This window comes from Paraburkholderia graminis C4D1M (genome assembly GCF_000172415.1).
GTDB lineage: Bacteria > Pseudomonadota > Gammaproteobacteria > Burkholderiales > Burkholderiaceae > Paraburkholderia > Paraburkholderia graminis.
On record NZ_ABLD01000002.1, the window covers coordinates 254,596 to 280,317 of the forward strand.

25 protein-coding genes and 1 pseudogene are annotated in these 25,722 nt (G+C 62.3%); 13 read left to right on the top strand and 13 right to left on the bottom strand.

The window, feature by feature from the left end; translation table 11 throughout:
* Positions 1 to 2 precede the first annotated feature (2 nt).
* The 4 genes from BGRAMDRAFT_RS04200 to BGRAMDRAFT_RS04220 all read right to left on the bottom strand — a co-directional run bounded on the left by BGRAMDRAFT_RS04200 (position 3) and on the right by BGRAMDRAFT_RS04220 (position 3,712).
* The gene (locus tag BGRAMDRAFT_RS04200; protein ID WP_006047420.1) at positions 3 to 740 is read right to left on the bottom strand and encodes a GNAT family N-acetyltransferase; all 738 of its coding nucleotides are present in this window, start codon (positions 738 to 740) and stop codon (positions 3 to 5) included.
* Positions 741 to 1,204: 464 nt separating this feature from the next.
* A complete protein-coding gene (locus tag BGRAMDRAFT_RS04205; RefSeq protein ID WP_006047421.1) occupies positions 1,205 to 1,798 on the bottom strand; it encodes a carbonic anhydrase in 594 nt (197 codons plus the stop codon).
* Positions 1,799 to 2,213: 415 nt separating this feature from the next.
* The gene (locus tag BGRAMDRAFT_RS04215; protein WP_232292226.1) at positions 2,214 to 2,966 is read right to left on the bottom strand and encodes a DUF2182 domain-containing protein; all 753 of its coding nucleotides are present in this window, start codon (positions 2,964 to 2,966) and stop codon (positions 2,214 to 2,216) included.
* A gap of 71 nt (positions 2,967 to 3,037) precedes the next feature.
* The gene (locus tag BGRAMDRAFT_RS04220) at positions 3,038 to 3,712 is read right to left on the bottom strand and encodes a DUF1326 domain-containing protein (RefSeq protein ID WP_006047423.1); all 675 of its coding nucleotides are present in this window, start codon (positions 3,710 to 3,712) and stop codon (positions 3,038 to 3,040) included.
* A gap of 104 nt (positions 3,713 to 3,816) precedes the next feature.
* Here BGRAMDRAFT_RS04220 and BGRAMDRAFT_RS04225 point away from each other — a divergent pair, with 104 nt between their 5' ends.
* Complete coding sequence (locus BGRAMDRAFT_RS04225; RefSeq protein ID WP_006047424.1) at positions 3,817 to 4,797, top strand: GlxA family transcriptional regulator; 981 nt, start codon at positions 3,817 to 3,819, stop codon at positions 4,795 to 4,797.
* Positions 4,798 to 5,133: 336 nt separating this feature from the next.
* Here BGRAMDRAFT_RS04225 and BGRAMDRAFT_RS04230 read toward each other — a convergent pair.
* Together BGRAMDRAFT_RS04230 and BGRAMDRAFT_RS04235 are read right to left on the bottom strand one after the other, a co-directional pair.
* Positions 5,134 to 5,631: pseudogene (locus tag BGRAMDRAFT_RS04230) on the bottom strand (tyrosine-type recombinase/integrase); the annotation flags it as partial.
* Between the two features lie 399 nt (positions 5,632 to 6,030).
* On the bottom strand, positions 6,031 to 6,357 hold the full coding sequence (locus BGRAMDRAFT_RS04235) for a hypothetical protein (RefSeq protein WP_157140581.1): 327 nt from the start codon (positions 6,355 to 6,357) through the stop codon (positions 6,031 to 6,033).
* 89 nt (positions 6,358 to 6,446) lie between these two features.
* Here BGRAMDRAFT_RS04235 and istA point away from each other — a divergent pair, with 89 nt between their 5' ends.
* The 4 genes from istA to BGRAMDRAFT_RS04255 all read left to right on the top strand — a co-directional run bounded on the left by istA (position 6,447) and on the right by BGRAMDRAFT_RS04255 (position 9,956).
* Complete coding sequence (gene istA, locus BGRAMDRAFT_RS04240) at positions 6,447 to 7,973, top strand: IS21 family transposase (RefSeq protein ID WP_044020281.1); 1,527 nt, start codon at positions 6,447 to 6,449, stop codon at positions 7,971 to 7,973.
* On the top strand, positions 7,963 to 8,739 hold the full coding sequence (gene istB, locus BGRAMDRAFT_RS04245; RefSeq protein WP_006046815.1) for an IS21-like element helper ATPase IstB: 777 nt from the start codon (positions 7,963 to 7,965) through the stop codon (positions 8,737 to 8,739). Before istA ends, istB begins: the two co-directional genes overlap by 11 nt.
* 387 nt (positions 8,740 to 9,126) lie before the next feature.
* The gene (locus tag BGRAMDRAFT_RS04250) at positions 9,127 to 9,387 is read left to right on the top strand and encodes a hypothetical protein (RefSeq protein ID WP_006047427.1); all 261 of its coding nucleotides are present in this window, start codon (positions 9,127 to 9,129) and stop codon (positions 9,385 to 9,387) included.
* 182 nt (positions 9,388 to 9,569) lie between these two features.
* On the top strand, positions 9,570 to 9,956 hold the full coding sequence (locus BGRAMDRAFT_RS04255; RefSeq protein WP_006047428.1) for a hypothetical protein: 387 nt from the start codon (positions 9,570 to 9,572) through the stop codon (positions 9,954 to 9,956).
* Positions 9,957 to 10,140: 184 nt separating this feature from the next.
* On the opposite strand, the gene BGRAMDRAFT_RS04260 is transcribed toward BGRAMDRAFT_RS04255, so the two are convergent.
* Entirely contained in the window at positions 10,141 to 10,854 is a 714-nt protein-coding gene (locus tag BGRAMDRAFT_RS04260; protein WP_006047429.1) for a Crp/Fnr family transcriptional regulator, read from the bottom strand.
* A 110-nt stretch (positions 10,855 to 10,964) separates the two neighbouring features.
* Between BGRAMDRAFT_RS04260 and BGRAMDRAFT_RS04265 the strand changes: the two genes are divergently transcribed.
* Complete coding sequence (locus BGRAMDRAFT_RS04265) at positions 10,965 to 11,504, top strand: Mpo1 family 2-hydroxy fatty acid dioxygenase (protein WP_006047430.1); 540 nt, start codon at positions 10,965 to 10,967, stop codon at positions 11,502 to 11,504.
* Positions 11,505 to 11,553: 49 nt separating this feature from the next.
* Here the strand turns inward: BGRAMDRAFT_RS04265 and rarD are convergent, their stop codons facing one another.
* Positions 11,554 to 12,444 carry an EamA family transporter RarD gene (gene rarD / locus BGRAMDRAFT_RS04270; protein WP_006047431.1) on the bottom strand — a complete coding sequence of 297 codons (891 nt, stop codon included), beginning with the start codon at positions 12,442 to 12,444 and terminating at the stop codon, positions 11,554 to 11,556.
* A gap of 465 nt (positions 12,445 to 12,909) precedes the next feature.
* Between rarD and egtD the strand changes: the two genes are divergently transcribed.
* The gene (gene egtD, locus BGRAMDRAFT_RS04275; protein ID WP_006047432.1) at positions 12,910 to 13,890 is read left to right on the top strand and encodes an L-histidine N(alpha)-methyltransferase; all 981 of its coding nucleotides are present in this window, start codon (positions 12,910 to 12,912) and stop codon (positions 13,888 to 13,890) included.
* Positions 13,891 to 14,023: 133 nt separating this feature from the next.
* Here egtD and BGRAMDRAFT_RS04280 read toward each other — a convergent pair whose 3' ends face one another.
* Positions 14,024 to 14,317 carry an acylphosphatase gene (locus BGRAMDRAFT_RS04280; RefSeq protein WP_006047433.1) on the bottom strand — a complete coding sequence of 98 codons (294 nt, stop codon included), beginning with the start codon at positions 14,315 to 14,317 and terminating at the stop codon, positions 14,024 to 14,026.
* A gap of 125 nt (positions 14,318 to 14,442) precedes the next feature.
* Here BGRAMDRAFT_RS04280 and hpnA point away from each other — a divergent pair, with 125 nt between their 5' ends.
* Both hpnA and BGRAMDRAFT_RS04290 read left to right on the top strand, forming a co-directional pair.
* Positions 14,443 to 15,453: a hopanoid-associated sugar epimerase gene (gene hpnA, locus BGRAMDRAFT_RS04285; protein ID WP_006047434.1), complete on the top strand. Its 1,011-nt coding sequence runs from the start codon at positions 14,443 to 14,445 to the stop codon at positions 15,451 to 15,453.
* A 93-nt stretch (positions 15,454 to 15,546) separates the two neighbouring features.
* Positions 15,547 to 16,089, top strand: a complete 543-nt coding sequence (locus BGRAMDRAFT_RS04290; protein WP_006047435.1) for a hypothetical protein — start codon at positions 15,547 to 15,549, stop codon at positions 16,087 to 16,089.
* 81 nt (positions 16,090 to 16,170) lie between these two features.
* On the opposite strand, the gene BGRAMDRAFT_RS04295 is transcribed toward BGRAMDRAFT_RS04290, so the two are convergent.
* Positions 16,171 to 17,352, bottom strand: a complete 1,182-nt coding sequence (locus BGRAMDRAFT_RS04295) for a glycosyltransferase (protein WP_006047436.1) — start codon at positions 17,350 to 17,352, stop codon at positions 16,171 to 16,173.
* Positions 17,353 to 17,693: 341 nt separating this feature from the next.
* Here BGRAMDRAFT_RS04295 and ispH point away from each other — a divergent pair, with 341 nt between their 5' ends.
* The gene (ispH, locus tag BGRAMDRAFT_RS04300; protein WP_006047437.1) at positions 17,694 to 18,638 is read left to right on the top strand and encodes a 4-hydroxy-3-methylbut-2-enyl diphosphate reductase; all 945 of its coding nucleotides are present in this window, start codon (positions 17,694 to 17,696) and stop codon (positions 18,636 to 18,638) included.
* Between the two features lie 10 nt (positions 18,639 to 18,648).
* A complete protein-coding gene (gene hpnH, locus BGRAMDRAFT_RS04305) occupies positions 18,649 to 19,803 on the top strand; it encodes an adenosyl-hopene transferase HpnH (RefSeq protein ID WP_006047438.1) in 1,155 nt (384 codons plus the stop codon).
* Positions 19,804 to 19,880: 77 nt separating this feature from the next.
* Here hpnH and BGRAMDRAFT_RS04310 read toward each other — a convergent pair whose 3' ends face one another.
* On the bottom strand, positions 19,881 to 20,486 hold the full coding sequence (locus tag BGRAMDRAFT_RS04310) for an MlaC/ttg2D family ABC transporter substrate-binding protein (RefSeq protein WP_006047439.1): 606 nt from the start codon (positions 20,484 to 20,486) through the stop codon (positions 19,881 to 19,883).
* 349 nt (positions 20,487 to 20,835) lie between these two features.
* Between BGRAMDRAFT_RS04310 and hpnN the strand changes: the two genes are divergently transcribed.
* Both hpnN and BGRAMDRAFT_RS04320 read left to right on the top strand, forming a co-directional pair.
* Positions 20,836 to 23,451, top strand: coding sequence for a hopanoid transporter HpnN (gene hpnN, locus BGRAMDRAFT_RS04315; protein ID WP_044020290.1), 2,616 nt, complete (start codon positions 20,836 to 20,838; stop codon positions 23,449 to 23,451).
* 2 nt (positions 23,452 to 23,453) lie between these two features.
* Positions 23,454 to 24,572, top strand: a complete 1,119-nt coding sequence (locus tag BGRAMDRAFT_RS04320; RefSeq protein ID WP_006047441.1) for an MlaA family lipoprotein — start codon at positions 23,454 to 23,456, stop codon at positions 24,570 to 24,572.
* Between the two features lie 53 nt (positions 24,573 to 24,625).
* On the opposite strand, the gene BGRAMDRAFT_RS36055 is transcribed toward BGRAMDRAFT_RS04320, so the two are convergent.
* Both BGRAMDRAFT_RS36055 and BGRAMDRAFT_RS04325 read right to left on the bottom strand, forming a co-directional pair.
* The gene (locus tag BGRAMDRAFT_RS36055; RefSeq protein WP_157140582.1) at positions 24,626 to 24,835 is read right to left on the bottom strand and encodes a pentapeptide repeat-containing protein; all 210 of its coding nucleotides are present in this window, start codon (positions 24,833 to 24,835) and stop codon (positions 24,626 to 24,628) included.
* Positions 24,836 to 24,971: 136 nt separating this feature from the next.
* Positions 24,972 to 25,721, bottom strand: coding sequence for a phosphorylase (locus tag BGRAMDRAFT_RS04325; RefSeq protein WP_006047442.1), 750 nt, complete (start codon positions 25,719 to 25,721; stop codon positions 24,972 to 24,974).
* Between the last annotated feature and the right edge of the window lies 1 nt (position 25,722).

The window sequence follows — 25,722 nt, forward strand, 5'->3', positions numbered from 1 at the left end:
GTTCAGGTTTCGCCAGCCGGCGAGTGTACGATCGCTGTCACGTGGAGAGTTCGGGCAATCCGGAAGCCAAGCTCTCTGTACAGGCGAATAGCAGGAGTATTCGTCGTGAACACGTGCAAGAACGGGATGCGGTCGTGTTGCTGGATCGACGCCGATACATGCTCCACCAGCAGTCGTCCCAACCCCTTGCCACGCCAATCCGGATGCGTACATACGGCGCTGACCTCCACGTGCCTGCCCGCGGCCATGCGCTCTCCCGCCATGGCCACAAGTCGCCCTTTCTCGCGAATACCGAAGAAGTTGCCCAACTCATTCGTGCGCGAATTGAAAGGACCCGGTCGAGTAATCTCGACCAGCTGCAACATATCCGAAACGTCGTCGGGTCCAAGGCGGACAACTCGGGCGTCGGAAGACTGCCGAAATTTTTTTTCTGCAATCATCTGGTGGCCGTTGGCGTCGAGCGTCACAGCGTAGCCAGAAGGTATCTCTGGTTTCATCGCAGTAAAGAGGATAAGGCTCTGACCGGGCGGCAACATGGCTGCGATTTGGGCGACGCTCTCTGCACTATATTCACGCGCAGCGCCAAAGGGCGCAAATTCTCGCCGGTATCTCGCGCCGCCTTTAAAACGTTCGACACACTCCTGCGGCGCTTCCGACAAAGACGCCCAGACTACGTTGGCGAGATACTCATCGGATTCGATATCTGCTGCTCCGACTACGTCAGTTTTAGGTGGCTCCATGGCGTACTCTTGAGGTTTGGTGATTTTTTTGATTCGGTCGGTATCTTTGATACGGCTTGCATCCGCTCAAAGGCAGCGGCGCGCTCCAGAGTAGAACGCTGAAGGGCGTCGGCCGCTCGGTCGATCTCAAAGAGGCCTCACACGATGACTCAACGCCTGGCACCTTCAGTAGCTCGATCGATCTTTCCTTTCTGAATCAACGTCCGAACATGTCACCAGCCCTCAGAACGAGCCGGATGCAGCCCCGCCAGTAGCTTTCCGCAGTCGCCCGAGTACCTCTCACTCCAATTCGGCCTCGTTTGGCTGAAAGTGAATGACGGTTTTAGGGGCACGGCGCGAAATATGCCACCGTCAATGCCGGCCTCGCGGCCATCGGGACAACCGCTGAGTGACCAGAATCAGACCCCTGAGAAGATAGATGGGCCCGGCAGGCAGCGCTTTGCCGGACCGTCACGCCCGCTTGTTTATGCTGGCTTCCGGGCTGGAATGTCTCGCACTACTTCAGTCAACTCGCCGGTATCAATGTTGTAGAACAAGCCATAGAGATTGAAATGTTTCGGCACACCTGGGCTAGCGCGAAGTAGCTCAACGTCGTATTTGAGCGATTTCTCGTAATCCTCGATGCAGAGGCTATCGTGATCGTACGACTTCGAGATATCCGCGCCATGATCGTGATGGAACGCGTCGATAATGCCATCCGCGGTGAAGGCCGTCGCGCCGCAGAAAGAGTGGTGCACCACGACGACATTCTGCATCCGGAAGAGAAACTCCATTGTCGAAACCGATTGCAGCGCGGCGACAGCCCGGCCACCCGCGTTAGATACGGTAAACAAGGTCGCCGTATGTCCGACCCGGCTGCCATGTTCGTCGATGATGTTCTCGCCGGGGTAAATCTCCCCAAAATGCTCGGCAACCTTCTTCGGAATTTCGCTTGCCCGAGGATCGAAGCAGTAGACCACGATCGTCTTCATCGGGATGAACGTGGGTATCAGGTCGCGGATAGTGGATGCGTCGTACCAAGGCTGCTTCCTGAATTGGAAATCATTGAAGTTCGGCATATATTTGCTCCAGTTACCTGCTTCTCAGTGTGTGGTGAAGGCAGTCGTACCCTCTTGTGTATCGATAATCTCCATGCTCCGCGTTTGCTGCAATTCGATCGCACGCACAACGCAGCCGACGCGCGCCTTTGCGACCGTGCAAACGTCAAGGTCGCTACCGCGGCAAGCGCAAGAAACGGCAAAATCGTTGCGTTCACTACCGACCAGCCGAAGCGCGCCAGCATCTGTCCGCGCCCAGCGATCGAGCGTGGTGGCATCGGATCGTATTGATAGGGCTGCTGAGGCCCCAATCGTCGCATTAACGGCATTGGCTGAAATGACAATTTCGCGTCAGTTCCTGCCTACTGCTCCCGGCGTCTTGTCTACACCGCGGCCTTCTTCGCTCAACAGATTTCTGCAATTTTTCGCCACTTCGTCATAGCCCACGACAGATGCTGGCGAACATCATGGGATCCTTGAGAAGAGGCGCCGTCCCGGGGGACACGGCGATCCAGATCCCCATGACGCACAAGAAGGAAGCAATCGGAGTTGCCAGCTTCTGGCCCTTCGGCAGGACTTTTTCGGCGAACATGAACAGCGTCAGCAACGCCATCCAGGTCAGGCTCATTGCGCCGACAGCGAACATCACTGCCATGAGCGCCCAGCAACAACCGACACAAACCAGTCCATGCCGGAAGCCCATCGTGACAGCACCGAAATTGCCTTCCCGCCAGTAGCGCGCGAAAAACGAGAGAGGCGTGCGGCATCCCGTCAGGCAAACCTGCTTGAGGGACGAGACCTGAAAGAGACCCGCAATGATCAGCACCGAGCCGGCCAGCGACGGTCCTGCGCGATTCCACGCGATCATCTCCGGGCTGACTGCCCGAATGGCCAGGTCCAGAAGATAGGCCCCAAGGCCGTAGGCGACCCAGGCTATGCCGTAGCCGGCGACAAAGCTGGTCATGACGCTCGGACGCGCGGCGGATGCCCTGTCGCGCGACCTGAGCACCGCAGCGAACGCTGCAATGTAGTTGAGTTCGGACGGTAGCATCATTGCGGTCAGCATCACCACCCAGCCTGCGAGAAAGACCGGCAGATTGTGCAGCGGCGTTCCCGGCCCTTCGTCCATGCCGCCCATGAGCACTAGCGCGCAGAGCCAGGCCGAAAGGCTGAGTGCCAGGACGGCCATCGTCCAGCCGAGGGCCGGCTGTCCCCGTCCCAGAGCGGACGCTGCAGATCGCGAAGCGGACAGTACGGCTCTCATGGCGCGTCCGGTCCATGCCAGTTGAACGGGATATGCTTGCTGGCCTGACCGGCCGGGATGTTCTGATCAAAGCCGAACGCCTTCCAGCGGCCCGCCACGCTCTTGCCCCAGGTCACCGGGGCGTCGGTCGGACCGACCTCGCTCCCCGGCGGGTTGTAGCTCTGGAGACGTTTCGTCGGATCGGAGGTCGGGCCGCTCATGGCCCTGCCGCTCGCCTCGACCTTGTCTTCGACCGCCACGCTCCACCGTTCGAGCGCACTGTCGACCTCGACTGAAATGTTGGCAAACTCGACGCCCTTGATTCCGCTCACATGTGTCGGCACGAACTGCTTCATCCACCCCCCGGCCTGGCCGGTGAAGATCGCCACCAGCGCCTGCCGCTGGTCCTCGTCGGCTGCGGCGTCGAAGAACACGCCGGGGTTCAGCATCGCGCCGTCCCAGAGATTCCCGGTAAATCCGGCAATCAGGACAACCTTAAGGCCCGCCATCTGCGTCGCGCCGTAGTGCCCCTCATTGATCCTGTAGGCCCAAAGCACCTCGCAATGATTATTGGTTGGAGGCTGGGCGAAGGTGCAAGGACACGGCGAATTGCACGAGCACACGTCGAACCACTCACCGGCGATCTGCCATTCTGGAATCACATCGATGTTTTCAGATATCTGGTCTGTCATTGCCTGCCCTTCTGGCTGATCCAAGAAATTGTCTGGACATCATGAGCCTGACGCCTGATCATCATCAGTGGCGAAATCGACATTAACCAAGGCAATATCGACATATGGCGTCACATCCTCCAATCGAAATCGGCATCGTCGAATTTCCAGGCGCGCAGCTTGCAGCCATACATGGCTTGATTGATTTATTTGAGGTTGCAGAGCGGTTCGCCGCGCAGCATCACAAAGAGCAAACGGCCTTCCTTAGGGTGAGCCAATGGCGTCCTGATGCGCCGGGCAAAGCTCCAGTCAGAAGCCACAACATTGCCAGGGACGCTAACAGATCACCCGCAGTGCTCATATTGCCGCCGCGCCTTGGCGGACCGCTGTCACGGGAAGACGCAGTGCCATTCGTTGACTGGCTGCTGAGCCATCATCGTGCGGGGGCAACGCTCGCCTCCATCTGCGGAGGCGCGTTTCTGCTGGGTGAAACTGGCCTTCTGGCCGGACGATCGGCGACGACGCATTGGGCTCATGCAGAGATATTCCGGCAGCGGTTTCCCGATGCACGTCTGGATACCGACAAGCTCGTCATCGATGACGGCGATATCATCTGCGCCGGGGGAATGATGGCGTGGATTGACCTTGGTTTAAAACTGGTCGACCGTTTTTTAGGGCCGACCATCATGGCCGAGACTGCGCGCTTTTTGCTGGTGGATCCTCCCGGCCGCGAGCAACGCTACTACAGCGTTTTTTCTCCCAACCTGACCCATGGCGATGCCGCCGTGCTGAAAGTCCAACATTGGCTTCAGGCCACCGGGGCGAAAGATATGGCTCTCGCATCGCTCGTCTCGCGAGCCGGATTGGAAGAACGGACCTTCCTGCGGCGATTTCGAAAGGCGACCGGCCTGACAGCCATCGACTACTGTCAGAGGCTACGCGTTGGAAAGGCGCGCGAGATGCTCCAGTTCAGTAATTTGCCTGCGGAGACAATTGCCTGGGAGGTCGGTTACGGCGACGCGGGGGCGTTCCGCAAGATTTTCAACAGGGTTACAGGGCTCACACCGGGCGAATATCGTCGACGATTTAGCGTAAACCGACTCTAGAGCCGGGGATCCATAAACGGGATTCACGGCACGGGATGTAATTCGCTTTCCCGTGATCGGGAAGAAGTGGCTTGTCACAGCGTCGCGGAACGGGATCATCGCGACGCCGACCCGCGCTCGGCGTTCGCCGCATTCATATCCTGGACGGACATCGGCCTGGCTGGCACCGCAATGATGCCTCTGAGCCCTTTGATGCACCGGTTGGCAGGAGTGCTAGATAACGCCCGGTTTCATGGTTCGCGACGAATTCGATTCGATCGCCAGTGGCAAGTCCGAGCTGGTTGCGCACTCCCGGAGGAATCCTAACGCATCTATTCAACCGCAGTTGCTGATGTCATAGCGGGCCTTCCGGCCCCTGCCCTGCTCGATGCGCAGAGTCATACGTTGGCTGTCGACGTCTCCGACCTTCAGCCGCCATTTCGCTGACGCGTAGCCCGGTGCCATAGGCGACCGAGAGGGCCGTCTGGTGCTCGAAGTTGCCTGTTGCGGCGATCAGCCGCCCACTCCCTGGGGACGGAGCACAACGGGCAGTGTGCGGGGCACGCGCACGGGTTGCATCCGGGCCATCAATTCCGCTTCGTGGAGCGTGGTCTCGAAGAAAAACTTCAGCCCGGTGATCGCGGAGTTCAACGACGCCGGTGACGTGCCGTGATCGATGCAGCTGGTAACCCCGCAGGTCCCGACGGTGGAAGTATCAGGCGAGCGTCCAAGGTATCGGCAGAACTCGCGCACGGTGCGCTGATAGTTGGCCTGCGTCTTAGGGGAAAGCTGGCGCATGCGCTGGTCGTCGATCATGCGCTGACGCAGCGGGCTGCCGTTCGGTTGGCAGGTCATGATTCGGCTCCTGCTGGGGAACGAGGCGAATCGCCTCATTCTCCAACATACAGAACCGCGCAGCCGCCCCTCCACGAACCACCGCGCTTAGCCGGAGCCCCTACCGCGCGAGCAGTTCCGTTCTTTAACCTACAACGATCCCGCGGGACCGCGCGCACTCAACCGCAGCTTTCAGGCTACGACGACCATTCGGGCGATCATGTTGGTCGGCGGTTCATCGGCCTAAACCGACGGTGGCCGATCAGGAAGGTGCGGCCGCTACAGGTCGCTCTGCCGACATTCGCGACTACATGTCCGCGAATGTCAGCTTTCGATATTGACGAATGAGTCTTCTCGACCCGAAGCAGTCTGTCGCAACTCTCCAGAGCGGACGCTCAACCGGCCTTCGTTGGGTATAAATCAAACGGCAATAACCGCCACAATTCCTTGTGAGGTATGAAGGACATACGATTCGAGACCGTCTAGGTCGGGAACGACTCGAACGATCAAGTCACTCTCCATGGCCAACGTCAGTACTTTCTGTTCGTCGAACGTTGCATCGACAACAAGTTGATTCAAGCAGCGCTGCAGACAGCTACTGGACTGCGGGGAATTCGCGCTGCCGATGATTTCGCCTTCCGAGTGTTGTAAAGAAAAGCCGCATTGGATCAAAATCCATCCGCTCCCACTATCGCGGCACCCGCGGCCAAACTCCATCGAAACTGACGCTGGATTGTTGATTTGCACTGAATCCTGACCCACCCTACGCAGTAATTTGCATCGAATATTGACCCACGTAGAACACTGACCTGCTCGGGAACGGGCAGGGGAACGGAGTGATCGACGTGGCTATATTGAGCATCATCCGACGCTGGCACTTTCGCGATCATGTCTCGTTGCGCGAGATTGCCAAACGACTGGGCGTGTCGAGAAACACGGTCCGGCGTTACATTCGGGCCGGTACGGTCCTGCCCGCCTATCCGGAACGACACAGTCCCAGCAAGCTCGACGGGTTCGCTGCGAAGCTCTCGAGCTGGCTGAAGACCGAAGCGAACCGGCCCCGCAAGCAGCGAAGAACCCTGAAGCAGATCCACGCAGATCTGTGCGCGCTCGGCTTCACCGGCTCTTACGACCGGGTGGCGGCGTTCGCTCGGCGCTGGCGGCAGGAGCAGCACGAGCAGGCAAAGACAACGGGACGGGGAACGTTCGTGCCGCTGCGGTTTGCCGCTGGCGAAGCGTTCCAGTTTGACTGGAGCGAGGACTGGGCCGTTATCAATGGCGAGCGCACCAAGCTGCAGGTCGCACAGCTCAAGCTCAGCCATAGCCGCGCCTTCTTCCTGCGCGCCTACCTGCTTCAGACTCACGAGATGCTGTTCGACGCGCACTATCACGCGTTCGTCGCCTGGGGCGGCATTCCACGCCGCGGCATCTATGACAACATGAAGACCGCCGTTGACAGAGTGCGACCCGGCAAGGTGCGCGAGGTCAACGCGCGCTTCAGCGCGATGGTTAGTCACTACCTGTTTGACGCCGAGTTCTGCAATGTCGCCTCGGGCTGGGAGAAGGGGCAGATAGAGAAGAACGTCCAGGACAGCCGTCACCGGCTTTGGCAGAAAGCGCCGGCGTTCGGCTCGCTCGCCGCGCTTAACGACTGGCTGGCCGACCAGTGCGTGCTGCTGTGGCAACAGACGCGGCACCCGGAGCACGACACGACCATTTGGGATGCGTGGGCGGCCGAGCGTCCACACCTGATGCCGGTGGGCCAGCCATTCGATGGTTTCGTCGAACATACCAAGCGCGTTTCGCCCACCTGCCTGGTGAACTTCGAGCGCAACCGCTATAGCGTACCGGCGTCGTTTGCCAACCGGCCCATCAGCCTGCGCGTGTATGCCGCAAAGCTTGTCTTCGTCGCCGGAGGTCAGGTGATCGCCGAGCACGAACGGCGTATCAACCGCAGCCACAACCACGGCGAGACCATCTACGACTGGCGTCACTACCTGGCAGTCCTGCAGCGCAAACCGGGAGCGCTTCGCAACGGTGCACCCTTCACCGAGTTTCCAGCTGGCTTCCGCAAGCTGCAGGGCGTGCTGCTCAAGCGCCCGGGGGGCGACCGGGAGATGGTCGAGATTCTGGCGCTCGTGCTGCTGCACGACGAACAGATGGTGCTCGCTGCCGTCGAGCTGGCATTCGAGGCTGGCGCGCCGAACAAGCCGACGGTGCTGAACATCCTGAGCCGCCTGCTTGACAGCCCGCCTGTGCCACCGCTGCAGACGCCACAGGCGTTCACGCTGACCGTCGAGCCGCAGGCCAATGTCGGCCGGTATGATCGGCTAAGAGACCGCGAGGACAATCATGCAGCCTGACGTGATGATGCAGATGCTCAAGTCACTCAAGCTGCACGGTATGGCTCAGGCACTGGGCGAGCTCGCCGCTCAGGACTCGCCGGCCTACAAGGCGGCTTCACTGGTGCTTGCCGGATTGCTCAAGGCAGAAATTGCAGAACGGGAAGTGCGCTCACTCGCTTACCAGATGAAGGTGGCGCGCTTCCCGGCGTATCGCGATATCGGCGGCTTCGACTTCAGCTGCAGCGATGCCAACGAGGCGCTGGTGCGGCAGTTGTACGAGTGCGAGTTTATCGACTCGGCGCACAACATCGTCCTGGTGGGCGGACCCGGTACGGGAAAGACGCATCTGGCAACCGCGATCGGTGTGCAGGCTCTCGAACATCATCGCCGCCGGGTGCGCTTCTTCTCCACCATCGAGCTGGTCAACGCACTCGAACAGGAGAAGCTCGTGGGCAAGCCCGGACAGCTCGCCACACGACTTATGTATGCCGATCTTGTGGTGCTGGACGAGCTCGGCTATCTGCCCTTCAGCCAGACCGGCGGTGCGTTGCTGTTCCACCTGCTTAGCAAGCTCTACGAACGAACCAGCATCATCATCACCACCAATCTGAGCTTCGCCGAGTGGGCCAGTGTGTTTGGCGATGCCAAGATGACGACCGCGCTGCTCGACCGGCTTACGCACCACTGCCACATTGTAGAAACAGGCAACGATAGCTATCGTTTCAGAAACAGCACGACACAGCCCAAAAAGGAGAGAAAGAAGACCCAGATACCCACCGAATAACCCGCAAAGCTGGTCCAACGGGTGGGTCAGAATTCAATGCAAATCGTGGGTCAGGATTCAGTGCAAATCAACAGTGTAGGGAGGAAAGCGAATCCTGTCGACGTTTCCCCCGCCCGTACAACACAGTCGGCCGCATCAAAGACTATGGGCAGCCTTTACTTTGGTCGCTGGCCCGCCGCCCGCTTCTTTCTCCCACGAATCTTCGCCCGTAAAGCCTCTGATCCGCCACTACACGACTTACCAAACGGAGGTGCCTGAACCGCCTCGCACTCATGCTTATCGCGAATTGGATTCATGCGGTCCATTCTGCCGTTACTTGTAGATGGGGGCAATATGCTGTCTACTTATGAGTAAACCTCAAAGATCAGCGACCGGGAGGACTCAAAGGTGTTTAAACCCTATTCGAACGACGACGACGTGCTCAACATCCAGGGCGACGCCATGACCGTGAGCAACGGCACGACGCGCGTCGTACTCAACGGCACGCTCGAACTCACGCAGGATCAGCGCGGGCTGAAGGCCGCGCTTGCATTGAAGCAGGCGGTGGATGCGATCGTGGCGGCGTTGCAGGCGCAGCCGGCGCTGCCCGCGAAAGTGAAAGAGGAACCAGACGCGAAGCCGGGCGTCGTCGATAACCCGTTTCAGTAACGTCTAAAGCGCAGCGTAGTCGCATGCCGATATGTTTCCGCGACTGCGCCCCAGTTACTTTTTGTCACCAGAGCATCGTCAACTGCTGTCTTCCGGACTGCGTTAAACCGGCAGCGCTGAACAATTCAGCCGCGATCAGGAATCCAAACAGGAATCCACCGGTTCAACAAGGAGTCAAAACCATGAAGACGCTTTTCGCCGCTCTCGCTTCCGCTCTGCTCGTGTCGACCGCTTTCGCTCAAACGGCGGCACCCGCAGCGTCTCAATCCGCGCAGCCCGCGCAAACGCAGCCCGCCGGCCAGGCGAATCTGAAGGCAAGCACCGCCGTGCAAACCGGCGCGTCGGACGACAGCGCGGCCACGGCCAAAGCGCCTTCGGCAACGACTGCAACGACCGCGAAGTCGCATGTGAAGACGTCCTCGAAGCACGTCACGAAGAAGCATAAAGCCGTGAAGAAGACGCCGGCCGATTCGAGCGCTGCGAAAACGAAAACGGACGGCACGCAGCAGACCAGCACCGCGCCGGTGAACGCCGACGGCACAAAGACCGGCACGACCAAAACGCAATAACACGTGTACGGTTTCGGCGCGCACCGGCCACGCATGTATTAAAAGCTAGAAGCAGATAATCGAAGCCGGGCGGAGCCGTTCAGGGAGGGGCGAATCGTATGATTCGCCCTTTTTTCATGGGGTTTTTCAGCGGGGCAATGGTTGTGATGGCAATCGCGCTATGCCTGCACATGCGCGCACGCCATTAATCCTGTTTCGCGTTCGACTGCGCAAACTCGGCAAGCCTGCGTGCATCGACAATTTCTATTTCCGCATAGCCGAGCTTCAACGCGCCCTGCGTTTCAAACTGCTTCAGCACCTGATTGATGGTTTGCCGCGACAGCGCGAGCATCATCGCGAGATCTTCCTGCGGCACGCCGATAACACGCCGCATGACGCCCGCGTCGCCATAGCCGCCCGCCATCAGCAGCAAGCGCCGCGCGACGCGTTGCGCGGCCGGCAGCAACGCGGCTTCTTCTATTGCATCGAAGGCGAGACGCAGCTTTTGCGTGAGCAGCAAGCCGAAGGTGTGCCAATAGGCCGGCGTGCGTTCGAGCAGCGCGGCGAGTGCGGCGCGCGGCACATGAAACAGTTCGGTTTCGCGCTCGGCATACGCGTCGTGCGTTCGCGGACGATCATCGAACAGCGCGATCTCGCCGAACCAGTTCACTGGCTCGATGACAGCAAGCAGCGCTTCCTTGCCGCTCACACTCGCGGCGCCGATCCGCATCAGACCGCTTAGCACGCAATAGAGGCCGTCGTCGGAATCGCCGCGCGTGAAAAGACGCTCGCCGGCAGCGAGGCGCTCAATTCGCCCGCCGTCGATCAATTGCGTCTGCAACGCGGCCGGCGCCGAGCGAAACCATGCGCTGCGTGCGAGCCGCGTGGCAAGCTGAGTGGGAGAAAGAGCTTCGGTCATTGAATATGAATCGCGCCAGTGCGGACTGCCGATTGTCGATTGTCGGCTACCCGATGGTTTCAAATTTCGATCGCCGCGATTATGCTGACTTTGACCGAGGAGCGGCATCCATGAGAACGCTGACGCAACAGCTTACGCAGTATGCGGCTTACCATCGCGACCGGCGCAACATCGCCACGCATTTCATCGGCATTCCGCTGATCGTGCTGGCGTTGGCGGTGCTGCTGAGCCGTCCGTCGTTTGTGCCGGGCGGGTGGCCGTTCGCGTTATCGCCGGCGTGGCTGTTGTTCGTCGCGGCCACGCTCTATTACCTCGTGCTCGACGTGCCGCTCGGTTTGATGATGGCCGTGGTGTCCGCGCTGTGCATCGCATTCGGCGAGTGGATCGCCGCGCAGTCCACGTTGGCCTGGCTCGCAACGGGTGTTGGGCTCTTCGTGATCGGCTGGGTGTTTCAGTTTATCGGGCACGTTGCCTACGAGCATCGCAAGCCGGCTTTTATCGACGATGTAATTGGGCTTCTCATCGGACCGCTGTTTGTGTTGGCCGAAGCGCTGTTCGGCATCGGCTGGCGGCCTGCATTGCGTGAGGCGATAGAACGCGAGGTAGGGCCGACGCGCATCAACGAAGACCGCGCCGCGGCACACCGATAACACGCGCCGCCTTGCCTCATGGACCGTGCGGCTTCAGTCTTTTAATCTTTCAGCCGAAGCGCAAGAACCGCATGCTATGCAGCGCCGTCAGCGCGACGGCGATCCATATCGGCACATACGTGGCCAGTTGCGCGGCGCTCAACGTTTCGCCGAGCAGCGTGATCGACACCAGCACCAGCAACACCGGCTCCACGTAGCCGAGAATCCCAAACAACGCGACCGGCAACAGACGGCTTGCCGTCAGATACGAAGCCAACGCGAGCGTGCTCAGCAGGCCAAGCCCCGGCAGCAGCAGCAACCACATGTCGATGCGCCCGGAGATAAGCGGCAACGATCCTCCGCTGACGACAAACGCGACCGCGGCCGGCAGCAACAAGATCATTTCGACGGTGAACACCGCAAGCGAATCGTATTGGATTTTGCGGCGCAACACGAAGTACGGCGGATAGCCGAGCGCAACCAGCAACGTCGGCCACGAGAATGCGCCCGTCACCCACAATTCATGACCGACGCCGACGGCCGCGCTGACGACAGCGGCCCACTGCAAGCCGTCGAGGCGCTCGCGATAGTAGAAGCGCCCGACCAGCACCATTACGAGCGGCAAGAGGAAATAGCCGAGCGACACTTCGAGCATGCGCCCATGCAGCGGCGCCCACAGAAAGACCCATAGCTGCGCGCCGAGCAGCGCGGCGGCCGCGATCATCGCGAGGCCGAGCGTGGGTTGCGTCACCATCCGGTAAAGAAGCTGCCGCAGAATCGGCATGCGTTTGCGCAACGCGACGAGCAACAGCGCGCCAGGCACGGTCCACACGATACGCCACGCGAAAATGTCGAGGCCGCTAAGCGGCGCGAGCAGCGTCGCGTAAGCCGACAGCAACGCGAACATCGCACAGGCGCTAATCGATAAGGCAATGCCGCGCTTCGGCGAATAGGCGTTCATTGCGCGGCCCGTCGCGCGGCATGGTGGCGCATCGCTATAGTTGTTGTCATTCGATGTGAAAGTCGGTGAGCGGCAGCGCTTACGTGCCGCTGTTTCTGCTTTTATCTGACGATGCAAGCCGGGCATTCTAGCCGGATTATCGACGTGGCATTCGCGGCATCGTTGCGCGCGTTCTGCGCTTTTTCGCGTTGCAGCGGCAAATTAATCCGTGCACATCTCGCGTCGATGAACTAGAACATAACTTCACGCGCGCGGGCGGTAACGCCCGCGCGTCTGCATCCGCAACGCAGCACGCCGTCGCTCAAGCGCGAAACTTGCTTCGGGATCATCCTGCAGCGTTTGCAACATCCACGAGCCGGGCCGGCTTTTCCGGACCTGCTTCCTTCGCAGCACGCATCGCACACTCGCACGCGTGCCGGCGTCCCGCACGAATCCCGCAAACCGAATGTGACTACTGGAGCCAGCATGACCCAGCCAGCCATCTCGCACGACGCATCGCCAGATCTACGCTCAGCTTTCGCCGCCGACGTCCGCGCCGGCCTCACCCATTCGCCGCAGAAAGAGTTGCCCTCCAAGTATCTGTACGACGAAGTCGGCTCCGCGTTGTTCGAAGTGATCACCGTGTTGCCCGAATACGGCGTGACGCGCGCTGAAGAACGGCTGCTCGCGAAGCACGCCGCGGACATCGTCGAGCATCTGCCTCATGATGTGACGGTCGCGGAACTGGGCAGCGGCAGCGGCCGCAAAACGCGGCGCATTCTTGAAGCGCTGTGTAAAAAGCGCCCCACTTCTTACTGCCCGATTGAAATTTCGCGCAGCGCGTTGCAGTTGTGCAGGCGCGAACTGGGCGACATCGAGCGTATTTCGATTGTCGGTTACGAACGCGATTATCTGGCCGGTCTCGCGGAAGTCAGCAAGAAGCGCGCGGCCGACGAGCGGCTACTCGTGCTGTTCCTCGGCAGTACGATCGGCAATTTCGGCCGGCTTGCGGCGACGCGTTTTCTGCGCGACATCCGCAACATGCTTGCGCCCGGCGATGCCCTTCTGCTCGGCACCGATCTCATCAAGCCGACGCCCACATTGATTGCCGCTTACGACGACGCAATCGGCGTCACCGCGTCGTTCAATCTGAATCTGCTTGCGCGCATCAATCGCGAACTGGGCGGCGATTTTCCGCTCGACGCGTTCGAGCACGTCGCGCGTTTCAATCCGGACGCGCGCAGCATCGAAATGCATTTGCGCGCGAAACGCGACGTGAGCGCGCATATCGCGGCCGCGAAGCTCACCGTCACGCTAAAGGCAGGCGAGACGATCTGGACCGAAAGCAGCCACAAATATCGCGCCGATGAAATGCCCGCGATCGCCGACGACGCGGGCTTTGCGTGCAGCCATCAGTGGGTGGAAAACGAGTGGGGATTCGCGGAGAGCCTGTTGGTGGCGCGCTAGGCCAGGCTGGGCGCTTAAGGCTTTTCATAACGCTGCGGATTTTTCAACGCAGCTAGTCGAAGCGGCGCGCGATGCTAAAAATCGCGCGCCGTTTTTTTGCGTCAGACGGCGCCGCGGTTGAGCCTCTTACCGCTCAGTGCTGCTCGAAACGCTCGTAGCGTTTTTCCGTCGCGCGTTCTTCGCCGCTCACTTCGGTCACGCGCGCGGCCGGCGGCCCGTGCCGCAGCCACGACAGCATCCGGTCGACCTGATTCGCCGCGCCCTGCAACATGGCTTCGACGGAGCCGTCCTCGAGATTCGCCACCCATCCCTTGATGCCGAGCGCGTGCGCCTGGCGCACCGTCGCGTGACGAAAGCCGACGCCCTGCACGGTGCCGCGCACGCGCACGTAATACGTTTCGATCCGCTCATCCAGATCCGGGGCCATGCCGTTCTCTCCTCACAATCTTTCAAGCCGGCATTCTAGTCGGGTCGCGGCGACCCTGCTTGGGCGACAGCGGCCGCGCGCGCCACGTACAATCCCCCGACTGTCACGCAGGAAACGGAAACAGAATGACCGAACAGAATCGCGATTTCGTGCTCGTGACCGGCGCATCCGGCTTCGTCGGGTCGTCGGTGGCGCGCATCGCGCAACAGAAGGGCTTCAAAGTGCGCGTGCTGGTGCGCGCCACCAGTCCACGGCAAAACGTCGAATCGCTCGACGCGGAAATCGTCGTCGGCGATATGCGAGACGAAGCGTCGATGCGCAACGCGCTGCGCGGCGTGCGCTACCTGCTGCACGTCGCCGCGGATTACCGGCTGTGGGCGCCTGACCCGAGCGAGATCGAGCGCTCGAATCTGGAAGGCACCGAGGCCACCATGCGCGCGGCGTTGAAGGAAGGCGTCGAACGCATCGTGTACACGAGCAGCGTGGCGACGCTCAAGGTGACCAACTCCGGCAATTCCGCGGACGAAACCTCGCCGCTCAAAGCCGATCAGGCCATCGGCGTGTATAAGCGCAGCAAGGTGCTGGCCGAGCGCGCGGTCGAGCGCATGATCGCCCAAGACGGGCTGCCGGCTGTGATCGTCAATCCGTCCACGCCGATCGGTCCGCGCGACGTGAAGCCGACGCCGACCGGACGCATCATCGTCGAGGCGGCGCTCGGCAAGATTCCCGCTTTCGTGGACACCGGCCTGAATCTCGTGCACGTCGACGATGTCGCCGCAGGCCACTTTCTCGCGCTCGAACGCGGCAAGATCGGCGAACGCTATATTCTCGGCGGCGAAAATCTGCCGCTTCAGCAGATGCTCGCGGACATCGCGGCGCTGACCGGCCGCAAGGCGCCCACCATCAGCTTGCCGCGCTGGCCGCTTTATCCGCTTGCCGTGGGCGCGGAAGCCGTCGCCAGGTTCACGAAGCGCGAACCGTTCGTGACCGTCGACGGACTGAAGATGTCGAAGAACAAAATGTATTTCAGTTCCGCGAAGGCCGAGCGCGAACTCGGTTATCGAGCCCGGCCGTATCGCGAGGGTTTGAGCGATGCGCTCGAATGGTTCCGGCAGGCCGGCTATCTGAAGCCGTAGCACAAGCATTTTGTTACAACGTCGCTGTGGTTGCGAAAGGTAAAAGCCTGCGCGCAGCAGTTAAAATCGTGGGTCTTATCAGAGAAACCTCGCATGAATCTTCACGAACAGCTCGGCGCGCTGGAAGTGGGCGTCGATCAGCTCATTCAGGCTGTCGTGGCCCCGCCGGCCGAGAATATCCCCGAGACACGCAACGAGAACGCCGCGCATGAGGTGGCGGAGCAGGCTGCGTCCGTAGCGGACGAAGCGCAAGCAGAAGCGGTTGACGCGGAAGTTGATGTTGCGGTGAACGAAGCCGCCGCAGAGCCGGTTCCGCCCACGCTCGAAATCAATCGTCCGGCGCAGAACGAAATCACCATGACGATCGGCGGTCAGACCGTCGCGCTGCGTGCCGAGCAGATCGGACAACTGATCGAGGAACTGTCGAACGCGCGCGCGTCGATGACGCCGGAGCCGCCGCCAGGCATTCCGCCGGGCTGGCGTTTCGTGTCGACGAAGAATCCGGTCATGGCCGTGCAGAAGCAGTCGAACGGCGACCGTCTGCTGGTCATGCGCCATACCGGTCACGGTTGGGTGCCGTTCACTTTTTCGCCGGATATGGTGATTCAGCTTTATATGCTGCTGACCAAGGGCTAAATGACGAAGCGGCGCGTGTGCGCCGCTTTTTCGTTACCGCCCTGCACTGCTTCGTGCGGCCCGATGCGGGCCGCACCCATCTCAACGTTCCTGCACCGGCGCCTGAACCCGCGCCTTCCATTGCCCGCCTTTCCCGCGCCAGTAGCGCACCGCCGACGCGAACGTCGCGCCGACATAAAACAGCGCGATGAGCGGCAGAAACGGCGCCCACAGCGGCGAGCGACGGTAATAGCTGAGCATCGGCGCATACGCGCAGCACATGGCCGCCCAGGCGAGCCATGCGGGCCAGCCGGTCGGCCCGAGCACCAGCGCGGCGACGGGTGGCACGAGGTAGATGACCGTCATGCCGGCGAGCGTGCCCGCGAGCAGCACCGGCGAATAATGCAGTTGCGTGAACGCTGTGCGCGCAATCATATTCCAGATGTCGCGCCAACTGTCGTAAGGACGCAGCGACACGCTGCGCGCCGCCACGTCGAGCCGGATTGCGTGACGCCCGGCGCCGCGATGTTTGATGCGCGCGGCCAGACTGCAATCGTCGATCAATTCAGCGCGGATCGATTCGATGCCGCCCGCTTCCTCGAGCGCGCTGCGGCGCACGAGCATGCAGCCGCCCGCCGCGGCCGCCGTGCGATTACGCGGGTTATTGACCCACGCGAACGGGTACAGCTTCGCGAAGAAGAACACGAAGGCCGGAATCAGCGCCTTCTCCCAGAACGAATCGCAGCGCAGGCGGACCATCAGCGAGACCAGGTCGCGGCTTTCGACGTCGGCGCGGGTCACGAGTTGCGTGACGGCGTCGGGCGGATGACCGATATCAGCGTCGGTCAGCAGCAGAAAATCCGCGGGCAAGCCGAGCGTGCGCACCGCCTCGATGCCTTGCGACTGCGCCCACACCTTGCCCGACCAGCCCGGCGGCAACGGCTTCGCGCTCAGCACGGTCAGGCGGTCCGGGCATTGCAGCTGCAATGCCGCCGCGCGGGCGGCGTCGGCGGTGCCGTCGGTGCTGTGATCGTCGACGACGATCACGTGAAACTCGCCGGGGTAGTCCTGCTCCAGCAGCGTCGTGACGGCTTCGGCAATGACGTCGACTTCATTGCGGGCGGGCACCACGGCGGCCACCGCGGGCCACGCGTCGCGCGGCGCGGGCGTGAGCGGCGCGGCCGGCCGCGCGCGCCAGAAGCCGCCCCGAGCGAACAGCAGCACGGCCCAAATTAGCAGGGACAAACAGGAGAGAAAAAACAGAATTACCGCCACCAGGCCCATTAAGCGTTACCCTCGATTTCCAGCAAGCGTCGCAATCATTTTTAATGTGGGCGCGAAGCGCTCCACGGGACGACGTAGTTTAAGGGTTCCGCCAAAGCGATGCAGCGTGCAATTATTGCCGCCCGAATTATCGGCGCGCCGATTGAAAGTGCCGCGTGCGCCCAACACTGTGGCGGGGCCGCCAAAGCAAAGCTGGCCTGATAGCGTTAGAATGCGCGTTTGGTTTTGCTGTACCCGGCACGTCGCCGGAGCTCAAGACGCTAACTAATTAGATGGTCGCGGCGATAAAGTCAGAATTTCCGGCTTCTTCGAAACCCGCGTCAGTCGGAGTCCGCCAACATATGCGAGTCATCCTTGCCCAACCCCGCGGCTTTTGCGCGGGCGTTGTTCGTGCAATCGAGATTGTCGATCGGGCGCTGCAGCAGCACGGCGCGCCCGTGTACGTGCGCCACGAAATTGTCCACAATCGCCACGTGGTCGACAATCTGCGTCAGAAAGGCGCGCGTTTCGTCGAAGAACTCGATGAAGTGCCCCAAGGCGCCGTGGCGATTTTCAGCGCGCATGGCGTCGCCCAAACGGTCGAACGCGACGCGGAAGCGCGCGGCCTCGACGTGCTGGACGCGACCTGCCCGCTCGTCACCAAGGTTCACGTGCAGGGGCGCCAATATGTGGCCGCCGGGCGCACGCTGATCCTGATCGGCCATGCCGGGCATCCGGAAGTGGAAGGCACGATCGGCCAGATTCCGGGCAAGGTCCTGCTGGTGCAGAGCGAAGCGGAGGTCGAGCATCTGAACCTGCCGGTCGATACGCCGCTCGCCTATGTCACGCAAACCACGCTGTCGGTGGACGACACGCGCGGCATTATCGACGCGCTGCTGCGCCGGTTTAACGACATCGTCGGACCGGACACGCGCGACATCTGCTACGCGACGCAAAACCGCCAGGCCGCGGTGCGCGAGTTGAGCAAGCAGGTCGACGTATTGCTGGTGGTGGGCGCAACCAATAGCTCGAACTCGAACCGGCTGCGCGAAATCGGCAGCGAAAGCGGCGTGGCGAGCTATCTCGTCGCCGACGGTTCGGAGGTGAAGCAGGAATGGTTTGCGAATGCGCAGACCATCGGCATCACGGCCGGCGCTTCGGCGCCGGAAGAAATGGTCAAGAACGTAATTGATGCGCTGAGCGCAATGGGGCCCGTCGACGTCACGACAATGGCGGGCCGTGAAGAGAAAGTCGAATTCAAGTTGCCATCGAAGCTGATGCAACCACTCGCGGCACGCGAAGTTTAAGGAGGACGTCTTGTCTATTCCGCTGCTACAGAAAGTCCGGGTCGGCGCATACATCATGCGTCAGCACCTTTCCGGCAACAAACGCTACCCGCTCGCACTGATGCTGGAGCCGCTGTTCCGCTGCAATCTCGCCTGCAATGGCTGCGGCAAGATCGATTATCCGGACCCCATCCTGAATCAGCGTCTGTCGCTGGAAGAATGTCTTGGCGCAGTCGACGAATGCGGCGCGCCGGTGGTGTCGATTGCAGGCGGCGAGCCGCTCCTGCACAAGGAAATGCCGCAGATCGTCAAGGGCATCATCGCGCGCAAGAAGTTCGTGTACCTGTGCACGAACGCGCTGCTGATGGAAAAGAAGATGGACGACTACGAGCCGAATCCGTACTTCGTCTGGTCGGTTCACCTGGATGGCGATCAGCAGATGCATGACCATTCGGTGTCGCAAGACGGCGTGTACGACAAGGCGGTCGCGGCCATCAAGGAAGCGAAGCGCCGCGGTTTCCGCGTCAACATCAACTGCACGCTGTTCAACGACGCCGTGCCGGAGCGCGTGGCCGCGTTCTTCGACACGGTCGGGCCGATGGGCGTGGACGGCATCACCGTGTCGCCGGGCTATGCGTATGAGCGCGCGCCGGATCAGCAGCACTTCCTGAACCGCGACAAGACCAAGCATCTGTTCCGCGAGATTTTCAAGCGCGGCAACAACGGCAAGAACTGGTCGTTCAGCCAGTCGGCCATGTTCCTCGACTTCCTCGCCGGCAACCAGACGTACGAATGCACGCCGTGGGGCAACCCGGCGCGCACGGTGTTCGGCTGGCAGAAGCCGTGCTACCTGGTCGGCGAAGGCTACGTGAAGACCTTCAAGGAATTGATGGAAACCACGGACTGGGACAAGTACGGCACGGGCAACTACGAAAAGTGCGCCGACTGCATGGTCCACTGCGGTTTCGAAGCGACGGCCGTGATGGATACGGTTGCGCATCCGCTGAAGGCGCTCAAGGTGAGCTTGCGCGGCCCGAAGACGAGCGGTGCTTTCACCAAAGACATTCCTTTGGACAAGCAGCGCCCGGCCGAGTACGTGTTCTCGCGCCACGTCGAGATCAAGCTGGAAGAGATCAAGGTGGCGGGCAAGGGCAAGAAGGTGCAGACGGCTACGGCTGCGCACTGAGCGTTGGATCGAATAAAAAAGCGCGGTGGCTTTAGAGGCCACCGCGCTTTTTCTTTGCAGCTTTCTTTGCAGTGCAGTTATCCCGCGCTGCGCGCGTTATGCGCGGTCAGGAACTTGATCAATCCGTCGACGCCGCCTTTGGCCAGTTGATCGGCGAACTGCGTCTGATACACCTGGATCAGCCACGCGCCCATCATGTTGATGTCGTAGATCTTCCAGCCGGACGGTCCCTTGGTCAGCCGGTAGTCGATTGCGTCATCGCCGCCATTGCTGAGCACGTGCGATTGCACGACGATGTCTTTTGCGCCGCCCGGCGCGTTGACCGGCAGAAACTTGAACTTCACGTCCTGATCGCGCAACTGCGAAAGCGACGAAGCATAAGTGCGCACGAGCAACAGCGTGAACTGCTCGTACAGTTGCTTCTGCTGTTCGGGCGTCGCGGTGCTCCAGGCCTTACCCACCGCGATACGCGTGGTGCGCTGAAAGTCGGTTGCCGGCACGAAGCGCGTCTCGACCAGTTGCGTGATCTTCGACATATCGCCGCCGCGTGCCTGCGGATCGGCCTTCATTGCCGAGACCGTGCCTTCGACGGCACTTTTTACCACGGCGTCGGGCGCAGTTTGCGCATAGGCAGCCGTCGACACAACGGCCGCAGCCAGAAAAGCAGATAGATAACGTTTCATACGCTCAGGCAACCTGGAAAAAGTGTGCGCCGCCCGCTAGCCGCGAAGCAGCGAACCAGCAAGCACAACGGATAAGCAAGCTGGCGGCGAAAGCTGGATAGACCAGTATACCGAGATTGCGTTCCCGCCCCATCGAGCGATGCCGGCGAGCAGTGCCATCCAACGGCGCGTCCGGGAGCCGCATTTGCTACCGCCCTTGCTGCCGGCCATGCCGCGCACGCCGGCGATGCCGACGCGACTACGCGCCGCCGACGCGCATTGCCGTCGAATGCGGTCCGGTTTGCTCCGGCTCTGTATACTTGTGCACTTTCCTGAAAATGCCACCCGTGATAAGGCCAGCTCCGCCTACATGCTGAAGTCATCTATCGTTCGCCTCGTCGCCTACTCGGTGCGCCATCCGCTGCGGATCATCGCACTGTCGATCGTGCTCGCCGTCCTGAGCGGGATCTATGTCGCGCATCACTTCAAGATCAACACGGACATCAGCCGTCTCATCGAAACGGACAAGCAATGGTCCACGCTCGAGCATGCGATGGACCAGGCCTTCCCCGATCGCGGCGAAACGGTGCTGGTCGTCGTGGAGGCGCGCGCGCCCGAATTCGCCGACGCTGCCGCGAACGCGCTCACGGCCGCGCTGAGGGCCGAGACGAAGGAGTTCGTCGCGGTCTCGCAGCCCGCCGGCGGGCCGTTCTTCGAACACAACGGCCTGCTGTTCCCGTCGACGGAAGAAGTCATGTCGACCACCTCGCAACTGGTGCAGTCGCGCCCGCTCGTGAACACGCTCGCGCACGACCCGAGTCTCACGGGACTCGCCGGCACGCTCACCACGAGCCTCTTACTGCCGCTGCAAATCGGCCAGGTGAAGCTTTCGGACATGAGCCGCCTGTTGTCGCAAAGCGCCAACACGCTCGATCTCGTGCTGGCGGGCAAGCCCGCTGCCTTCTCGTGGCGCGCGTTCGTCGATAAGAGTGCGGCCACCAATCCGGCGCGCGCATTCGTGGTCGTGCAGCCGGTCGTGAACTACGATGCGCTCGAGCCCGGCGCAAGCGCGTCGAAGGCGATCCGCGATACAGCCGCTTCGCTGCACCTTGACTCGCGCTATGGCGCGAGCGTGCGCCTGACCGGCGAACAGCCGCTCGCCGACGAGGAATTCGCGTCGGTCAAGGACGGTGCAGTGCTCAACGGCATCGGCACGTTCGTCGTCGTGCTGGTGATCTTGTGGCTCGCGCTGCGCTCGGGCCGCATGATCGCCGCGGTCTTCATCACGCTCTTCGTCGGGCTGGCGATCACCGCGGCGCTCGGCCTCATGATGGTCGGCGCGCTGAACATGATCTCGGTTGCGTTCATGGTGCTGTTCGTCGGACTCGGCGTGGACTTCGGCGTGCAGTTCGGCGTCAAGTATCGTGAGGAGCGCAATCGCGACGACCGGCTGTCCGCCGCCCTCGCCCATACCGCGCACAGTATCGGCGTGCCGCTCACGCTCGCGGCGGTCGCCGTCGCGCTCAGCTTCTTCTCGTTTCTGCCGACGGCGTATCGCGGCGTGTCCGAGCTCGGCGAGATTGCCGGCGTCGGCATGTTCGTCGCGTATCTGACCAACATGACGTTGCTGCCGGCATTGCTGAAGATCTTCAATCCGCCGGGCGAGCCCGCATCGCCTGGCTTCAAACAGCTTGCTCCCGTCGACGACTTCCTTGCTCGTCACCGCAAGCCCGTGCTGATCGGCACGTTGATCGTCGTGATCGGCGCGACGCCGTTGCTCACGCGTCTGCACTTCGACTTCAATCCGCTGCATCTGAAAGATCCGCATACGGAGTCGATGGCCACGCTGTTGTCGCTGAAGGATTCGCCCGAGGCCGCGGTGAACAACGTGCATGCGCTCGCGCCCTCGCTTGTCGACGCGGACCGCATGGCCGAGCGCTTGCGCGCGTTGCCCGAAGTCGGCCGCGTGACGACGCTCGACACGTTCGTTCCGGCGCAGCAGCAACAAAAGATGATGCTGATCGCAAGCGCCGCGCAGCAACTGCTGCCCGCGCTTCAACAGCAGCCCGCGCCGCAAGCCACGGACGCCGTGCGCGTCGCGGCGCTCAAGCGCGCGTCGAACCAGCTCTCGCTCGCCGCCGACGATCACCCCGGCCCCGGCGCGGCCGAAGCCAAACACTTGTCGGACACGCTGCAAAAGCTCGCCGCCGCCGATGCCGCCACGCGCGACCGCGCCGAAAACGCGATGTCCGAGCCGCTCCGCATTGCGCTCAAGCAACTCGAAAACCTGCTGCAGCCGACTGAAATCACGCGCGACAATCTGCCGAAGGAAATTTCGAAGGGCTGGGTCTCGAAAGATGGCCGGGCGCTCGTCGACATCGCGCCGAAAGTAAAACCGGGCGCCGATCCGAATGACGACGTCGCGCTCGCCCGCTTCGCGCATGCGGTGAAGAAGGCCGAGCCGGGCGCGATTGGCGGGCCGATCTCGATCCTGCATTCCGCGGACACGATCATCAAGGCGTTCCTGCAGGCTGCCGGCTGGGCGCTGCTGTCCATCGCGATCCTGTTGTGGGTCGCGCTGCGGCGCCTCGGCGACATGTTGCGCACGCTGGTTCCGTTGCTCGTGTCGGCGCTCGTCACGCTCGAATTGTGCGTGGTGTTCGGCATGCCGCTGAACTTCGCGAATATCATCGCATTGCCGCTGATGCTCGGCGTCGGCGTGGCCTTCAAGATTTACTTCGTGATGGCGTGGCGCAATGGCCAGACCGGCCTGTTGCAGTCGAGCCTGACGCATGCCGTGCTGTTCAGCGCCGCGACCACGGCGACGGCGTTCGGCAGCCTCTGGCTATCGCATCATCCGGGGACGTCCAGCATGGGTCGCCTGCTGGCGCTTTCGCTCTTTTGCACACTCATCGGCGCCGTGGTTTTTCAACCTGTGCTGATGGGCAAGCCGCGCCCACGTCGCGCGAAGCACCAAGGAATATAAGCATGAAACTGCGTACCACTGTGCTGGCGTTCGCCGCCACCGGCCTCATATCGGGCTGCGCGACCGGTCCTGAGCGCAAGCCAGGCGATCCGTTCGAGCCGATGAACCGGGCGGTGTTCAACTTCAACGACGGCCTCGACCGCTACGTCGCGGTGCCCGTCGCGAAGGGCTATCAGAAGGTGACGCCGCAACCGCTGCGCACGGCCGTGAGCAACTTCTTCTCGAACCTCGGCGACCTCAGCAACGCCGCGAACGCGCTGCTGCAATTGAAGATCACCGACGCGACCGAGGACATCATCCGTTTCGCGTTCAACTCGACGTTCGGTCTTGGCGGCCTGCTCGATTGGGCGACGCCCGCCGGCTTGCCGAAGCATCACCAGGATTTTGGACTGACGCTTGGGCATTGGGGCATTCCGTCGGGACCGTATCTGGTCTTGCCGCTGTTCGGCCCGAGCACGGTGCGCGACAGCATGGGGCTGGTGGTGGACGTGAAGTTCAATCCGTTGAACTACATGGAGCCGGCGGTGCGTAATCCGCTGTATGTGCTGCAGTTCGTGAGCGTGCGCTCGGACCTGCTCGGCGCGACGGATCTGCTGCAACAGGCGGCGTTGGACAAATACTCGTTCGTGCGCGACGCGTACACGCAGCAACGGCGGGCGCGTCTGCGCGGCACGAGCGATAACGCGGCGCCGCTGCCGGAATACGACGATGAGGGCGACTCGGGCGCCGCGACGGTTCCGGCGAAAGGCGCTGCGGCAGGCGCGCCGGCCGCGCTGCCGAACTACGCGGACCCGGGCGATACGGCGGGGACGCCCGATGCGGCGTCTGGTGCGGCTACGGGCGCGCCGGCGGGGGTGCCGGCGGCAGTGCCGGATTACACGGACCCGGGGGAGGCGCCGGCGGGTGGTGCGGCGGGTGGTGCGGCGGGTGGTGCGGCGGGTGGTGCGGCGGGTGGTGCGGCGGGTGGTGCGGCGGGTGGTGCGGCGGGTGGTGCGAATGCGGGAGCGAATGCTGGAGCAACTGCACCGCCTGCGGCTTCCGCGCCGGGCACAACCACGCCGGCTCCGCAGTCTGCGCCTGCTGATAATAAACAGCCGGCTTCGGCGCCCGCCGCGCAATAAGAGCCATCGGCGAGTCATGGTCCGAGGTGGGCGGGGATAGGCAAGCAGTCCGCTTATAAAGTGCCGCAGGCAGTCGGGCGGCAGATGGGTGTGCTCAGGCGGGCGAGGATAGCAGAGCAGTCGGATCGAAGTGGCGGCAGGTGGGTGCGCCGCCGCAGGTGGGTTTGCCGCAGGTGGGTTCGCCGCAGGTGGGTTTGCCGCAGGTGGGTTTGCCGCAGGTGGGTTCGCCGCAGGTGGGTTCGCCGCAGGTGCGTTTTCGGCAAGTAGGCGTCATAGCTGAACGTCGCAGATAAGCACTGCGCGGATGGGCGAGCAGCGGCTGGCCGTGCCAGAACTGTGCGGATGCGGCGCGGGCGACCGGGGCAAAACTACTGGCCCAGCCGCCCTCACCGCGCGCAGTCAAGCCACGCGCATATCCAACGCACGAGCCGCGCCAAGCGCATGCCGCGCCTGCACCAACGAAACCCGCGCGGCGCGAGCATCGACAGCCACCTGAATCAGCGCGCCAATCTGCGACGGCTGCCGCAGCAGTTCACGCAAAATCGGCGCAAGCGCGGTACTGCCGTCGTCGCGCAGTCCCGCAGTCGCCGCCGACGGCAACGTGCGCCACGCCGGATCGACAATCGCGCGGCATACGGCGAACGGCAAGCCGCGCGCCGCGGCCACCGCGCCCGCCAGATGCGACTCCATATCCACAGCCAACGCGCCCGTCGAGCGATGGAGCGCGCGCTTGTCATCGGCGGACATGAGCGGTGCGGCGACCGCGGCCATTGGACCGCGCCGCAAGCGCGACGCGAGCGGCGCGGTTCCGAGCGCGGCGGCGAGCCGGTTGGCCCAGGCGGCGTCGGTCGGAACGCGGCCGAACGGGCCCACGACTGCATCCGCGATAACCAGCGCGCCCGGCTTCAGATCCGGCGCGAGACCGCCCGCCGTCCCGAAGCTGACGATGCCCGAGCAACCGCGCGCCACCGCCGCGCTCAGCGCGCGCTCGAGCAGATCGGCGCGTGCCGCGTACACGACTTCGACGCCCTCGCCGCGCGCAATCCGCGCCTCGAAGGCCATGCCCGTCACGACGATCACCGGCAGATCGCCAGAGCCCGAGCGTGAGCCGGCATCCGCATCGGCGGACCGCCCTGTTGAACGAACCATC

Bases quoted from the DNA above. Each gene is read 5' to 3' on its own strand.
- BGRAMDRAFT_RS04290 (WP_006047435.1), top strand. From the start codon at position 15,547: ATGAATCTTCACGAACAGCTCGGCGCGCTGGAAGTGGGCGTCGATCAG.
- rarD (WP_006047431.1), bottom strand. From the start codon at position 12,444: ATGAACGCCTATTCGCCGAAGCGCGGCATTGCCTTATCGATTAGCGCC.
- BGRAMDRAFT_RS04280 (WP_006047433.1), bottom strand. From the start codon at position 14,317: ATGGCCCCGGATCTGGATGAGCGGATCGAAACGTATTACGTGCGCGTG.
- BGRAMDRAFT_RS04265 (WP_006047430.1), top strand. From the start codon at position 10,965: ATGAGAACGCTGACGCAACAGCTTACGCAGTATGCGGCTTACCATCGC.
- BGRAMDRAFT_RS04200 (WP_006047420.1), bottom strand. From the start codon at position 740: ATGGAGCCACCTAAAACTGACGTAGTCGGAGCAGCAGATATCGAATCC.
- BGRAMDRAFT_RS04225 (WP_006047424.1), top strand. From the start codon at position 3,817: ATGGCGTCACATCCTCCAATCGAAATCGGCATCGTCGAATTTCCAGGC.
- hpnA (WP_006047434.1), top strand. From the start codon at position 14,443: ATGACCGAACAGAATCGCGATTTCGTGCTCGTGACCGGCGCATCCGGC.
- BGRAMDRAFT_RS04310 (WP_006047439.1), bottom strand. From the start codon at position 20,486: ATGAAACGTTATCTATCTGCTTTTCTGGCTGCGGCCGTTGTGTCGACG.
- BGRAMDRAFT_RS04215 (WP_232292226.1), bottom strand. From the start codon at position 2,966: ATGGCCGTCCTGGCACTCAGCCTTTCGGCCTGGCTCTGCGCGCTAGTG.
- BGRAMDRAFT_RS04220 (WP_006047423.1), bottom strand. From the start codon at position 3,712: ATGACAGACCAGATATCTGAAAACATCGATGTGATTCCAGAATGGCAG.
- BGRAMDRAFT_RS04325 (WP_006047442.1), bottom strand. From the start codon at position 25,721: ATGGTTCGTTCAACAGGGCGGTCCGCCGATGCGGATGCCGGCTCACGC.
- ispH (WP_006047437.1), top strand. From the start codon at position 17,694: ATGCGAGTCATCCTTGCCCAACCCCGCGGCTTTTGCGCGGGCGTTGTT.
- BGRAMDRAFT_RS04295 (WP_006047436.1), bottom strand. From the start codon at position 17,352: ATGGGCCTGGTGGCGGTAATTCTGTTTTTTCTCTCCTGTTTGTCCCTG.
- BGRAMDRAFT_RS04255 (WP_006047428.1), top strand. From the start codon at position 9,570: ATGAAGACGCTTTTCGCCGCTCTCGCTTCCGCTCTGCTCGTGTCGACC.
- BGRAMDRAFT_RS04260 (WP_006047429.1), bottom strand. From the start codon at position 10,854: ATGACCGAAGCTCTTTCTCCCACTCAGCTTGCCACGCGGCTCGCACGC.
- BGRAMDRAFT_RS04320 (WP_006047441.1), top strand. From the start codon at position 23,454: ATGAAACTGCGTACCACTGTGCTGGCGTTCGCCGCCACCGGCCTCATA.
- hpnN (WP_044020290.1), top strand. From the start codon at position 20,836: ATGCTGAAGTCATCTATCGTTCGCCTCGTCGCCTACTCGGTGCGCCAT.
- istB (WP_006046815.1), top strand. From the start codon at position 7,963: ATGCAGCCTGACGTGATGATGCAGATGCTCAAGTCACTCAAGCTGCAC.
- egtD (WP_006047432.1), top strand. From the start codon at position 12,910: ATGACCCAGCCAGCCATCTCGCACGACGCATCGCCAGATCTACGCTCA.
- BGRAMDRAFT_RS04205 (WP_006047421.1), bottom strand. From the start codon at position 1,798: ATGCCGAACTTCAATGATTTCCAATTCAGGAAGCAGCCTTGGTACGAC.